Genomic DNA, 12,145 nt, shown 5'->3' with positions numbered 1-12,145 from the left:
GGATGACGATAACAGGAAGTGGCTCAGCCACACCAGATCAATTTCTAAGTAATAATGATCTCGCTCTGATGGTTGATACCTCTGACGAATGGATTAAAGCGCGTACAGGCATTGGTAAGCGACATTTAGCGTCTTCCTCTGTTTCTCTTAGTCAACTGTCGGCGCAAGCTGCTTCAAAAGCTCTAGAGATGTCGGGACTGGCACCCAATGACCTCGATTTAATCCTTCTTGCCACCTCTAGCCCTGATGACCTTTTTGGAAGTGCTTGCCAAGTACAAAGCTTGATCGGGGCTTCTAGGGCGGTTGCTTTTGATCTGACAGCCGCTTGTTCTGGCTTTGTTTTTGCTTTGGTGACGGCGGCTCAGTATATCCGTACTGGTAGTTATCGCAATGTGTTAGTCATAGGTGCAGATATACTATCACGTTGGGTGGACTGGAACGATCGCGGAACTTGTATTCTGTTTGGCGATGGTGCGGGGGCTATCGTTTGTCAGGCAACTGAAACAGGCGATCGCTTATTAGGCTTTGAAATGTGTAGCGATGGCAGCCAGAATAGTTCGCTAAATCTCGGCTATCAAGGTTTAGAAAAATCGCTTAACACAAAAGCAGAAATTACGCAAGGAAATTATCAATTTATTACCATGAATGGACGGGAAGTTTATCGTTTTGCCGTGGCAAAAGTTCCCGAAGTCATCGAAAAAGCTTTATATCATGCGGGTTTGAGTGCTGCTGATCTCGATTGGTTATTACTACATCAAGCCAATCAACGGATTATCGATGCAGTAGCCGATCGTTTAAAAATAACAAGTGAAAAAGTCATTAGTAATGTTGCTGAGTACGGTAATACTTCAGCCGCTTCGATTCCCATTGCACTAGATGAAGCAATCCGTCAAAGAAAAGTAAAAGACGGTGATATTATTGCGACATCAGGCTTTGGTGCGGGTTTATCTTGGGGATCTGCGATTATTCAATGGGGAAAATAAGCTCATTTGTTGTTGACAAAGGTGACGGTAAAACTCTTTACTAGGATTCTATGCTTTTAATTGATAGTCAACTTTAATCAAATGAGTAAAATAGCGTGGATTTATCCTGGGCAGGGTTCACAAGCGGTCGGAATGGGAGTCGATTTAAAAGAAACTAAAACCGCAACTGCACTTTTTGAACAAGCCGAAAAAATCTTAGGATGGTCAGTTTTAGAAAAATGTCAAGGGGATGAAGAACAATTATCCCAAACTTTGTATACCCAACCTTGTCTCTTTGTAATTGAAAGCATTTTGACCGATATTCTAGTCGAAAAGGGTCATTTACCCGATTTAGTAGCAGGACATAGTTTAGGTGAGTATTCTGCTCTTTATGCCGCTAGAGTCTTTGATTTTGAAACAGGTTTAAAATTAGTTAAAAAACGCGCCGAATTGATGGATCAAGCCGCAGGGGGCAAAATGGCTGCCGTCATGAAGTTTGATCGCGAAAAGCTAGAAAGCCTGATCATTAATACACCAGATCTAGTGATAGCCAACGACAACAGTAGTGAACAAGTAGTCATTTCTGGAACCCCTGAAGCAGTCGATACCGTTCTTCCTCAAATTACCGCTAAACGGGTTGTCGCGTTGAAAGTTTCGGGGGCGTTTCATTCACCTTTAATGCAAGACGCAGCCGAACAGTTTCAGCAGATTTTAGATTCTGTATCGTTTAATGATGCTAAAGTCCCCGTTTTATCGAATGTTGACCCCACACCAACCACCAACGCGCAAACCCTGAAAACACGACTCATTCAACAGATGACGGGTTCGGTTCGCTGGCGTGAAATTATGCTGCAATTACCGAATGAAGAAATTACCCAAGTAATTGAAGTTGGCCCAGGAAAAGTCTTGACGGGTTTAGTTAAACGGACTTGTCCAGATATTGACTTAAAAAATGTGGGAACACTTGCGGATATTAGCCAATAAATTACTAAATCGTTCTATAGTTCGATTTACAGAGAGTGCGCGACTCAGATACCCTGATAAATGATGTCATAAGCAGGAGATTTAAAAGTGGCAATGGATGAGGTTTACATTCGCTTCTACTGGTTAAGTCAGTCTTTGTTCAGCTTTATCCCCTATTTTATCGGTGGATTGGTGGCAGGATCGATCGTATTAGCAAGTAATGTTTTTCTCGCCCGCTACCTCCTTTGGCAATGGTTATTACCCACTGAAAAAGCGATCTTGTTAACCCTTAAAGCGCGTGGCAATTCTGTAGTCAATACTTGGATGGAAGCGATTACTTTTTTAGCCCAAGGACAAGTGACTATACCTTTATTGATTTTAAGTAGTGGTTTATTAATTGCCCATCAACAGGCAGCCGCCGCTTTAATTTTAGCGATTGATTTGGGTGGTTCTTGGCTACTCAATGGTATTTTTAAATCTTTTTTCCGCCGTCAACGTCCTGATCTTTGGGCATCGCCTAACCGTCCAATGGATTATAGTTATCCTAGTGGTCATTCAATGAGTGCCATTTCTTTTTATGGGCTTTTAGCTTTTTATGCCACTCATTTTTTCAGTATCCCTTTAGCGATTACAGTGGCGATCGCAGTTACATTATCGACCATCATCGGATTTAGCCGCGTTTATTTGGGTGTACATTGGCCAACCGATGTTTTAAGCGGTTGGATGGCGGGTTTAATCTGGTTGGTCGCCTGTATTTACGGTTTGGCCCAAATTGGAGCGACTTAACCCCGTTAATTGATAAGAATTTTTTGGATCACTATTGCTATTCTCTACGGTAAATTCTTCCATTAGTTTAGTTGTTGGAACCAGAATTTTAAGAGCATTGGGGACAACTTCTACAGTAATGGGAGTTTGCCCCATACAAGTACCATCAGCATGAACTTCTAGCGGTGGATAACCATTAACCTCAATTTTGGATACTTGATAATTTCTGAGTCGTTCATGGTCAAAAGTTTGACCGCGCATCGCACTCACAAAATGAAGCAAATGATCCCATTTTGAAGGATAGTCGAGATAAATTACATCCAATTTACCATCATTCATTTTCGCATCGGGAGCTAAGGCAAATTCCACCCCATAGCGCGGACTATTACAAATATTCACTTGTAAAGTACGTGGATGCCGTTTGCGTTTGCCATCAAATCGTAAGACTAAACGGTGATGTCTAAACTCGAAAAAGGTCTTAAGTCCACTGAAAATACTTTTAATTGCAGCAAAATGATTCTTTTTGACCCCCTCTTTAACTCCTTCACCACATGGAAATAAAGATGCTTCTAAACCAACACCAACGACCTCTAAAAAATAGTGTCCGTTGACTTTTCCTAAATCAATTGGGCAGCTTTCGCCTTCTATTAACACTCTTACTGCTTGAATTAAATCGGTTGGAATATTAAGACTAGCAGCTAGATTATTACGAGTCCCAAAAGGAATGATACCTAAAACGGTCTGAGTATGAGCCAGTCCGCGTACAACGGCTTCTATCGTGCCATCTCCTCCAGCAACAATCACTAGGGGGATTCCCGAACTTGCAGCCATAGCCGCTAGATTTTGCCCATCTTCCTCTGGCGTAGTTAACTCGACCTCAACCTCAAGGTTATGTTGCTTAAAAACCTCTAGCAGGTCAGTCAGCCAATCGGGATTTAAAGGGGTTCCAGAAACGGGGTTGACAATCAATAGTGCATTCATTTTTTTTAGTTATGATCGAAGCCTAAAGATCTTAAAATCCTGCTATTTGTTTTTTCTTTTTTTACCTTATCAAACCTAGCTAGTTTTTGCACTCATCCATCAGCTAGATTATTTCAATCTCAATCACATTAGGCATACAATTTGACTTAACTATTGTAGTAAATATGTACTTACTGCTAGAGATTGATCACTATCAGATTAATTTACGATTATTAATGAGAGTAATTAACTATTTTTTTAAACTGATATAATGAGATTTCATACCTTAGTATGATCAACGTCATTGGTTTAATTGCTTGCATCGATGAATGATACTGCTTTCTGAGCAAAAAATAAGCTCTACTTTTTGCATAGAGCCTAGCTTTTCATTAGAATTGATTGAATAATTATGAAACGAACAATTTTTTTATCTTTAACTTTTTTGTTTTTGAGCAGTTTATTTCCTTTGATTCACACTCAAGCCAAGCCAATGACTCCATCAGGTAATGTACCTACTTTTATAACTAATCAAAAATTAACTCAATCTAATACTGAGTTTAGCTTTAAGTTATTTTCTAATCTGGTTCAAAAAAGTCAAAATGAAAATGTTTTTATTTCGCCAGCGAGTATGATTTTAGCCCTTTCTCTGCTCTACAATGGTGCAAGTGGTCAAACTCAACAAGATATGTCTCAAGCATTGGGATTTATTGGCTTAAGTTTAGATGAAATTAATCAGGGAAACCAAGCTTTACAAAATGCTTTACAGAAAAATCAAGAACAAATTCAATTAACGATCGCTAATTCATTATGGACAAGGCAAGAAGTTAAATTTAATGAAACTTTTTTGAAAAACAGTCAGCAGTATTATCAAGCAGAAGTTAGTCGTCTTAATTTTACTGATCTAGGATCAGTGAAAACGATTAATCAATGGGTGAGCGATCATACTCAAGGAAAAATTACTCAAATTATTGACTCGATTCAACCCGAAGATGTTCTATTTTTGATTAATGCAATTTATTTTAAAGGAATGTGGCAAACTCCTTTTGATGCAAAATTAACCACACCTCAGACCTTTTATTTAGCCAATGGAAAAACGAAACAACATTCGATGATGTCTCGTGAAGGCGAATATGCTTATTTAGAAACCGAACAATTTCAAGCCGTTAAATTACCTTATGGTGAGGGACAACTCAATTTTTATTTATTTTTACCGAAAGAAAATAGTCATGTAAATCGTTTGCTTGAACCATTGAATGCCGAACAATGGAAACAATTTACAGGTCAGTTTAGAAGAAGAAATGGATTATTAGCAATGCCTCGTTTTAAATTAGAATACGAGACAAATCTTAATGAAACTCTGAAAACATTAGGGATGAATCGTATCTTTCAAAAGGCTGATTTTTCCAAGATGACTAATGCTTCAGTGGAAGTTAGTGAAGTTAAACACAAAACATTTGTTGAAGTCAACGAAAAAGGAACAGAAGCGGCGGCTGTCACATCGATTGGAATTCGTGCAACATCAGCATTACCCTCTCAAGCACCCTTCACAATGATTGTCAATCGTCCGTTTCTTTGTGTAATTCAAGATCGACAAACTGAAACTATACTATTTATGGGTACAATTGTTAATCCTCAAGAATAAAATGAATTCTTAACGTTAACTTAAAATTCATGAGCAAAACCGCAAAGAGTATAATCATATTACGCTTAATTTAATTGAAAAAACTATGACATCTGAAAACCCAGTAATGAACTCTGAAAGATTAGAAGAAATCACGGATAATTTTGTTGCAGATAATAGCACTCATAAAGAAATTATCGAAACAGTGATTTCAAGTCTGGCACAAAACAATAGTGCAATGGTTAGTCAGTCAGAGAGTGGTAATCTTTGGAAATTTGACTATGGTTCTGTAGAAGTATTTGTACAACTATCGGGAGAAACGGACGAAGATTTATTCACGGTTTGGTCATCGGTTTTAAAATTACCCGCTAAAGATGAAGTGGGACTGATGCGTAAGCTTTTAGAGATGAATTGGACTCAAACGTATGAATCACGCTTTGGGATAATGAATGAACAAGTGGTGGTTCTCTCTCAACGAACAGTAGCAGACTTATCGGCTGAAGAAATTTCCCGCGCTATTACCTTGGTCGCTACAATTGCTGATGATAACGATGAGATGTTAGAAGAAACCTTTGGAGTAAATTAAGTACATTTGAACTTAAAAACGACTTGGCGGTATATTCCTTTACTAGAAGCATCTGGACAGACGCAAATGGCTATTGACCAATGGTTATTAGAAAAACATAGCTCAGGTTTACATCCGCCAACACTCCGTTTTTATACTTGGTCACCCGTTGCTATTTCTCTTGGCTATCATCAACGGCGTTATCCGACTCGATGGCATGAAATCATTTGGCAAGGACAACCCATTGATATTGTGCGTCGTCCCACTGGAGGACGTGCAGTACTGCATCAAGGTGATTTAACCTATATGGTGGTATGTTCTGGTTTTTCTGGTTCTCTGAGCCAAGTTTATCAGCAAATCTGCGAGTTTTTGATTATCGGTTGGCGATCGCTCGGTGTTGAGTTACACTATGGACAGGCGAGTCGTAGTTATTTGGAGCAACCGAATTGTTTTGCTACTTCGACTAATGCAGATTTAGTCGATCAATACAATAATAAACTGATTGGTAGCGCACAATTTCGTCAAGGAAACGCCATTTTACAACATGGTTCAATCCTCTTAAATCCTGATTCTGATTTATTTAAGCAAGTTTTTAATACATCTCCGTCTCTTCAATTATCCTTTACTACTATTAATTCAGCAACAATTTTAATGATTACTAATGTCTTATTACAAGCGGCTTCTCAATGTTTTAATATAGAGTTTATTACTCAACCATTATCAGAAAGGGAATGGCAAGAAATTAAAAGTTTAGATCAGAATTTATAATTTTATCTTCTAGGAATAACCGCATTAATTTGATAAGTATAATTTTGACCTGCTAATTTAATTAGCAAAAAAGCAATGGGTGTACCTTTCATTGCTTCTTTTGTTGAATCAAAACCATAAACATCATAAATTAACCAATATTGTTGATCACGAGAAAGTCTACATTCAAACTTCCCTAAAGAATAAGCGATTTGCACACTTCCTTGATATCCATTGACATGATGACTACGATCAGCAGTTTGACACAAATTATTTAATTCTTGATATAAAGATGGCGGAACTGTATTGACATCTCCTCCTCGTCCTAACCATCTTAAAAATAATTGCCAATGCCAAGGTAAAGCAAATTGAAAACCAGTATAAATCAATCCAGCAAATAAACCTAAAATCATTGTCCATTTTAAAGGTTTAAAAACTGTTTGTTTTTGCTTTTTCTGTAAAATATCAGATAAATTTAGTTTTGATTTATTCACATTTTCCATAAAATAAATTTAAAATTAGTATAATAAACGATTTAACATTTCCTATCCTTCGCTTTTCAATCAAATATATAATTGTAGTATTGATTTCTCGATTCAGCCATGACAACGACAACCCGAAAACAGCTATTTACTTTTGAGGAATACTGTACATATGATGATGGCACAGAAAATCGCTATGAATTAGTTAATGGTAGCCTTGAACAGATGAACCCTCCTACCTACAGACATTTATTGATTGCTAAACTTCTTGAACGGACATTTGATGCAGAAATTAAACGGATGAATTTGCCTTTAATCTGTCTCAGAGAAGCGGGAGTAAGAACAGGTTGGAGTAAATCTCGTCTATTGGATGTCTCAGTTCATGACTCAGAACAAGTTAGAGAATGTTTAGATCAATCAGCTATTGATCAAACTCATCCTATTTTAGCAGTAGAAATAGTGAGTCCCGATTCAATTAAACGCGATTATCGCTATAAACGTTCAGAATATGCAGCTTTAGGAATTCCAGAGTATTGGATTATTGATCCGCTAAAAAATCAAATTTCTATTTTAATTTTAGATGAAGGATTATATGAAGAAACAATTTATCTAGGCGATCAAAAAATTGTTTCTTCCGTTTTTCCCAATTTATCTTTAAGTGTTCAAGATGTTTTATGCGTTTAGACTTTTAATTTTTTAGATGTTTTTCTAAAAATACGGTTGTTTTGTGCCACGCATCCTCAGCCGCTTCAGCGTTATAATTCATTCCTGAAGGATTTGCAAACGCATGATTCACATTAGGATAAATGTAAATTTCAGCAGGTTTACCTAATGTTTTAAGCGTTGTTTCAAATTGTTTTACCGTCGTGACGGGTGGATTTTTATCTAATTGGGCAAAAATTCCTAAAATGGGCATTTGTAGCGTTTTTAGCTTTTCTGGATTAGTTTCCATATTTGCCCCATAATAAATCACCGCTGCATCAAGTTCTTTGGGAAATAATAAAGCTGTGTCTAATGATAACCGTCCACCGAAACACCAGCCAATACTGCCAATTTTAGGGGCTTTTTGTTCTTGTTTTAGATATGTGTAAGCTTGATGGAGATTATTTTTGATCATTTCAGGCGATTTAAGGGCATCTGTGACTAATTTCATCGCCATATCTGGATTATTCGCCACTTTGCCGCCATAGACATCAACTGCTAACGCGGTGTATCCTTGCCCTGCTAAATTTTGAGTCATTTTTTTGATATTGTCATTGAGTCCCCACCATTCATGGATAACGATAATTGCGGGTAATGCTTTTGTTTTTTGGGTTGGTGTAGCAAGATATCCCGTTAGTGGTTTTCCGTTAATTGTGCCATAGGTGACGGTTTCTCCTGTAACTGGAACATCTGGATTGTGTGCAATAATCTGTGTAGGAATAGGATGATCGCTATGATGGGCTGACCATAGTTGTCTAGCAGTTTCCTGTGCTACGGTTGGGGAAAATAGTCCAGATAGTAGCAATATGACTAAAAGACTTACTGTAGCTAGTCCCAGAAATTTACGCATTGTTGAGCCTCAATTCAATTGATATTATGATTTATTTTGGCAGTTATGACTTTTAAAAGTCATCTTTTTAGATTTTAGGAAACTCTTAGACAGTTACTCGACTCGATTCAGATAGAATATTAAGTTATGTTTAGAAAATTAAAGCAATGAGTAACAGTATCACCGATATCACCGTTAAAACCATTGATGGAAAAGATAAACCTTTAAGCGACTATTTAGGTAAAGTTCTATTAATTGTGAATGTTGCGTCCTATTGTGGCTATACATCTCAGTATAGGGGTTTAGAACAACTGAACAAAAAATATCAAAACCAAGGATTAGCGGTTTTAGGGTTTCCTTGCAATGATTTCGGGGCGCAAGAACCAGGGACTAATGATCAAATTGCTAAGTTTTGTGAAACAAGTTATGGCGTAAGCTTTGATCTGTTTGATAAAGTACACGCTATTGGATCACAGAAACATCCTTTGTATCAGCGTTTAACCCAGTCAGTTGAACCAAAGGGCGATGTATCTTGGAATTTTGAGAAATTTTTAGTCAATAAAAACGGCGAAATCGTTGCCCGTTATAAAAGTGGTGTGACACCAGACTCTAATGATTTAGTACAAGCGATTGAAAAAGAATTAAATCAATAGTAAAACTAAGGGTTGAAGACCAAAACCCTACAATTAATCGAGTTTTCGTCTAATTTGTAGGGAATTGGTTTCCGAACCCAACATAAATCAATTTATTCCTTATAAGCTTGAATACATTTTTCAACTAAAGCAGAGACTTCATCAACATCTTTCCATCCCAGAATTTCTGTCACTTTTTTCTCTAGGTTTTTATAGGTTCTAAAGAATTCGGCAATTTCTTCTAAACGATGGGGGGCAAGATCTTTAAGGGATTTAACTTCTGCATAGCGAGGATCTTTTGCGGGTACACAAAGAATTTTTTCATCACGATCGCCACCATCTACCATTTCTAGCATACCGATCGGACGCGCTGCAATCACACAACCAGGAAAAGTCGGTTGATCCATAATTACCATACCATCAAGCGGATCGCCATCATCAGCAAGGGTATTGGGAATAAAACCATAGTCATAAGGATATTGTACCGAAGCATACAGCACACGATCCAAAGCAAAGGCGTTTAAATCTTTATCAAATTCGTATTTATTTTTGCTGCCGGCAGGAATTTCGATTAAAACATTAATTAAACCAGATTTAGGTTGAGCAGGAATACGAGATAAATCCACAATTCTCTCCAAAGGCTAGACAGTATTATATGTGGGCAAGCGTAATATCTTGCCCATCAAAAAGCATTCTACCCACAAGTGGGATAATCTGAACAGGTGAAAATAACTGTTTATTCCTTGAGATGAGATTGAGACACTAGAGATGAACTGTTTTGCTGTAAATTGTTATCGGGTGAAGAGTTGTAACTAATGGCTAATAAAGGAATAGTAAAGGTTAAAAGTGCAATAGTCGTTCCTATGAAGCTTGCCCACCTATGACCAGAAGGATCGGAAACTTTGGAAGAAGAACTACTAGATATCATAAAAATTTTTTTGAACTCAATATCGAGAAGGCGTTTTTTGAAAGGATTTCCCAAAATGAACTTTCTCTTATTTTTATTGTACCCAATTTTTATCAAAAACACTAATTAAATTTTTTAACATACCTAAAGAAATAAGTGAAATTACCCTGTAGATTAAACACAGCAAAAATCATTCAACTAAATAAGAAGAATAGCTGGGATGACTACGCAGTCGAAGCCTCAGCCATTCTTTTTTTTGCAATCGGAGGGTGATATTGACTTTATGTCTTTATATAAATGAGATTACGATAGAAAGCTTGATCTTGATGTAGCCAATTTAACCGAACCATCGATAAATGACTGTTATTTGTTGGAATATGTAGTTAAAGGTTCCTTAATTAATCGGATGTAAAGATGTTTAAATGTAGAACGAACCACACGAGGGAAGCCAAAATCAATAGGGACTAAAGCTTCTGGTAATTTCCAATTCTTAATTCTTAACTGTGAAGGACTTAGCAGAGGAAAATCAATTTCAGATTCTGCACAACAATAACCTAGACGAATTTGTGCTGCAATAGTGGGGACTAGATGAGGTTCTACGCCTATAATCTCAATCATCGCACGATCTAAGGCAAATACATCCGCCGAAGCCCCTAAAATTCCTAAAAATTTGGGTTCGCCTCCACTCGGGCCATTACCTTCATGTCCGATAATGCCGTCTATAATGGTTAAATCTGGATTAATGGCTTTTGCGGTTTCTACTAGCATCTCTCCAAAACGGTTAGCATCTTTGCCCGCTTCCATGTGCCACCAAGCTTTCATTTTTCCTGGTACACAACCAAAAAGATTTTTCACTCCCATCGTTAAAGTCAGTTGCACGTGGGATTTAAGTTTCGGTAAATTAATGACGACATCTGCATCCATTGTTTCTTTAGATAAACGCAAATGATTAAACTCATTACTTTCAGTTTCGTAGCGTTTGCCCTTAAACTCAATAATAGGAATATCTAATTCTTTCATTAAAGGTAGATAACCATTGGTTTTAGCCACTCCCATCGCACTCCCAAACGCGGGGCTATCTCCTAAAAATGGTTTGCCCCCTGCTTCAGTGACTAATTTAGCAACACAGTAAACTAATTCGGGGCGGGTGATACATTCTTTTCCTGGGCGACTCCCTGTCAATAAATTAGGTTTTAGTAATACTCTATCTCCCGGTTTAACAAAAGCGGTTATTCCTCCCAGGGGTTCTAGTAAAGTAGTAAGAGAAGAATATAACGCTGAAAGTTCATAGGAATTAGCACGATTTAAACTAACTGTGTACATATTAAGAATTAATCACGATTTGTGTTAAATGTTTGAGAACTCTAAGCACATCATACAATTCATTCCCAGGATTGCGAGTAATGTAAACACGTGAAGTGGCATATTGAGGAATCGTTCCTTGTACCAGTTTAATAAACATAAAACTACCCCCATTTGTAATCATGCCATAATTGGGTTTTTCGGGTTGAGGATTGGCTAACATATAAGCTAGAATTTGAGCTACTCCTTCTTCTACAGAATAAGATAATTTTTTGGCTTCAATCACCATTACCCAAAATTGTTCTTTTAAAATTAATGTATCCATCCTCCCTTTGATTACTATTCCTTCGTCTTCTGTAACAATTTCTACAGGTTCTTCAGAGCGAAGATAAAAAGGCTTTAGATAAAAATCTCCAATAAACAAAATCGGATCTAAAATCGTCATTCTCACTATATCTTCTAAAACAGGAGGATAATCCAGTAAATTCCAATACCCAGCTTTAACCTTATCTAATTGCTGCTTTTCAAAATCAGAGATATCGGGTAAGCTCTCTTGCCATTCATAAAAAAAATCTTGCTCCTCAACTCGCTTGAGATTAAAGTTTCTAATTAAGTCATCCAAGCCAATTGATTGAGCGAATAGGGTTTGTGTCATAATAAAATAAAATAAGTCTGCTCTAAAATCAGGTTAGTTCTAATTATAATTAA

14 protein-coding genes are annotated in these 12,145 nt (G+C 37.2%); 8 read left to right on the top strand and 6 right to left on the bottom strand.

The genetic code is table 11. The annotated features are described in order from the left end of the window. Positions 1–2 precede the first annotated feature (2 nt). From CFPU101_RS06745 to CFPU101_RS06735, 3 genes are all read left to right on the top strand, one after another. Positions 3–983, top strand: a complete 981-nt coding sequence (locus tag CFPU101_RS06745) for a beta-ketoacyl-ACP synthase 3 (RefSeq protein ID WP_206814556.1) — start codon at positions 3–5, stop codon at positions 981–983. Between the two features lie 81 nt (positions 984–1,064). Beyond that, on the top strand, positions 1,065–1,946 hold the full coding sequence (gene fabD / locus CFPU101_RS06740) for an ACP S-malonyltransferase (RefSeq protein WP_206814555.1): 882 nt from the start codon (positions 1,065–1,067) through the stop codon (positions 1,944–1,946). A 93-nt stretch (positions 1,947–2,039) separates the two neighbouring features. Then, positions 2,040–2,711 (top strand): phosphatase PAP2 family protein, encoded by a 672-nt coding sequence (locus CFPU101_RS06735; RefSeq protein WP_206814554.1) that lies wholly within the window; start codon positions 2,040–2,042, stop codon positions 2,709–2,711. On the opposite strand, the gene CFPU101_RS06730 is transcribed toward CFPU101_RS06735, so the two are convergent. After that, positions 2,658–3,671, bottom strand: coding sequence for a diacylglycerol kinase family protein (locus CFPU101_RS06730; RefSeq protein WP_206814553.1), 1,014 nt, complete (start codon positions 3,669–3,671; stop codon positions 2,658–2,660). The two genes, CFPU101_RS06735 and CFPU101_RS06730, sit on opposite strands and share 54 nt — an antisense overlap. Positions 3,672–4,059: 388 nt before the next feature. Between CFPU101_RS06730 and CFPU101_RS06725 the strand changes: the two genes are divergently transcribed. The 3 genes from CFPU101_RS06725 (at position 4,060) to CFPU101_RS06715 (ending at position 6,604) form a co-directional block, all read left to right on the top strand. Then, positions 4,060–5,292 (top strand): serpin family protein, encoded by a 1,233-nt coding sequence (locus CFPU101_RS06725; RefSeq protein ID WP_206814552.1) that lies wholly within the window; start codon positions 4,060–4,062, stop codon positions 5,290–5,292. Between the two features lie 85 nt (positions 5,293–5,377). Next, positions 5,378–5,857, top strand: coding sequence for a YbjN domain-containing protein (locus tag CFPU101_RS06720; RefSeq protein ID WP_206814551.1), 480 nt, complete (start codon positions 5,378–5,380; stop codon positions 5,855–5,857). Between the two features lie 66 nt (positions 5,858–5,923). After that, positions 5,924–6,604: a lipoate--protein ligase family protein gene (locus tag CFPU101_RS06715; RefSeq protein ID WP_206814634.1), complete on the top strand. Its 681-nt coding sequence runs from the start codon at positions 5,924–5,926 to the stop codon at positions 6,602–6,604. Positions 6,605–6,606: 2 nt separating this feature from the next. On the opposite strand, the gene CFPU101_RS06710 is transcribed toward CFPU101_RS06715, so the two are convergent. Then, positions 6,607–7,077: a hypothetical protein gene (locus CFPU101_RS06710; protein WP_242577801.1), complete on the bottom strand. Its 471-nt coding sequence runs from the start codon at positions 7,075–7,077 to the stop codon at positions 6,607–6,609. Positions 7,078–7,185: 108 nt separating this feature from the next. Between CFPU101_RS06710 and CFPU101_RS06705 the strand changes: the two genes are divergently transcribed. Next, the gene (locus CFPU101_RS06705) at positions 7,186–7,749 is read left to right on the top strand and encodes a Uma2 family endonuclease (protein WP_206814550.1); all 564 of its coding nucleotides are present in this window, start codon (positions 7,186–7,188) and stop codon (positions 7,747–7,749) included. Between the two features lie 4 nt (positions 7,750–7,753). Here the strand turns inward: CFPU101_RS06705 and CFPU101_RS06700 are convergent, their stop codons facing one another. After that, positions 7,754–8,617 carry a dienelactone hydrolase family protein gene (locus CFPU101_RS06700; RefSeq protein ID WP_206814549.1) on the bottom strand — a complete coding sequence of 288 codons (864 nt, stop codon included), beginning with the start codon at positions 8,615–8,617 and terminating at the stop codon, positions 7,754–7,756. A gap of 146 nt (positions 8,618–8,763) precedes the next feature. On the opposite strand from CFPU101_RS06700, the gene CFPU101_RS06695 reads away from it, so the two are divergent. After that, complete coding sequence (locus CFPU101_RS06695; RefSeq protein WP_206814548.1) at positions 8,764–9,249, top strand: glutathione peroxidase; 486 nt, start codon at positions 8,764–8,766, stop codon at positions 9,247–9,249. A gap of 92 nt (positions 9,250–9,341) precedes the next feature. On the opposite strand, the gene CFPU101_RS06690 is transcribed toward CFPU101_RS06695, so the two are convergent. The 3 genes from CFPU101_RS06690 to CFPU101_RS06680 all read right to left on the bottom strand — a co-directional run bounded on the left by CFPU101_RS06690 (position 9,342) and on the right by CFPU101_RS06680 (position 12,092). Continuing rightward, the gene (locus CFPU101_RS06690) at positions 9,342–9,854 is read right to left on the bottom strand and encodes an inorganic diphosphatase (RefSeq protein ID WP_206814547.1); all 513 of its coding nucleotides are present in this window, start codon (positions 9,852–9,854) and stop codon (positions 9,342–9,344) included. 644 nt (positions 9,855–10,498) lie between these two features. After that, positions 10,499–11,458 (bottom strand): DUF362 domain-containing protein, encoded by a 960-nt coding sequence (locus tag CFPU101_RS06685; RefSeq protein WP_206814546.1) that lies wholly within the window; start codon positions 11,456–11,458, stop codon positions 10,499–10,501. A 1-nt stretch (position 11,459) separates the two neighbouring features. Continuing rightward, positions 11,460–12,092: a type I restriction enzyme HsdR N-terminal domain-containing protein gene (locus tag CFPU101_RS06680; RefSeq protein WP_206814545.1), complete on the bottom strand. Its 633-nt coding sequence runs from the start codon at positions 12,090–12,092 to the stop codon at positions 11,460–11,462. Positions 12,093–12,145: the final 53 nt, after the last annotated feature.

The organism is Chroococcus sp. FPU101 (genome assembly GCF_017312365.1).
Lineage (GTDB): Bacteria > Cyanobacteriota > Cyanobacteriia > Cyanobacteriales > Microcystaceae > Chroococcus.
Note: the sequence above shows the minus strand (reverse complement) of the source record. Positions and strands in the feature narration are given on the sequence as shown.

Coding starts and splice junctions, on each gene's coding strand:
- CFPU101_RS06725 (WP_206814552.1), top strand. CDS start 4,060: ATGAAACGAACAATTTTTTTATCTTTAACTTTTTTGTTTTTGAGCAGT.
- CFPU101_RS06735 (WP_206814554.1), top strand. CDS start 2,040: ATGGATGAGGTTTACATTCGCTTCTACTGGTTAAGTCAGTCTTTGTTC.
- CFPU101_RS06745 (WP_206814556.1), top strand. CDS start 3: ATGACGATAACAGGAAGTGGCTCAGCCACACCAGATCAATTTCTAAGT.
- fabD (WP_206814555.1), top strand. CDS start 1,065: ATGAGTAAAATAGCGTGGATTTATCCTGGGCAGGGTTCACAAGCGGTC.
- CFPU101_RS06730 (WP_206814553.1), bottom strand. CDS start 3,671: ATGAATGCACTATTGATTGTCAACCCCGTTTCTGGAACCCCTTTAAAT.
- CFPU101_RS06680 (WP_206814545.1), bottom strand. CDS start 12,092: ATGACACAAACCCTATTCGCTCAATCAATTGGCTTGGATGACTTAATT.
- CFPU101_RS06715 (WP_206814634.1), top strand. CDS start 5,924: ATGGCTATTGACCAATGGTTATTAGAAAAACATAGCTCAGGTTTACAT.
- CFPU101_RS06685 (WP_206814546.1), bottom strand. CDS start 11,458: ATGTACACAGTTAGTTTAAATCGTGCTAATTCCTATGAACTTTCAGCG.
- CFPU101_RS06705 (WP_206814550.1), top strand. CDS start 7,186: ATGACAACGACAACCCGAAAACAGCTATTTACTTTTGAGGAATACTGT.
- CFPU101_RS06720 (WP_206814551.1), top strand. CDS start 5,378: ATGACATCTGAAAACCCAGTAATGAACTCTGAAAGATTAGAAGAAATC.
- CFPU101_RS06695 (WP_206814548.1), top strand. CDS start 8,764: ATGAGTAACAGTATCACCGATATCACCGTTAAAACCATTGATGGAAAA.
- CFPU101_RS06700 (WP_206814549.1), bottom strand. CDS start 8,617: ATGCGTAAATTTCTGGGACTAGCTACAGTAAGTCTTTTAGTCATATTG.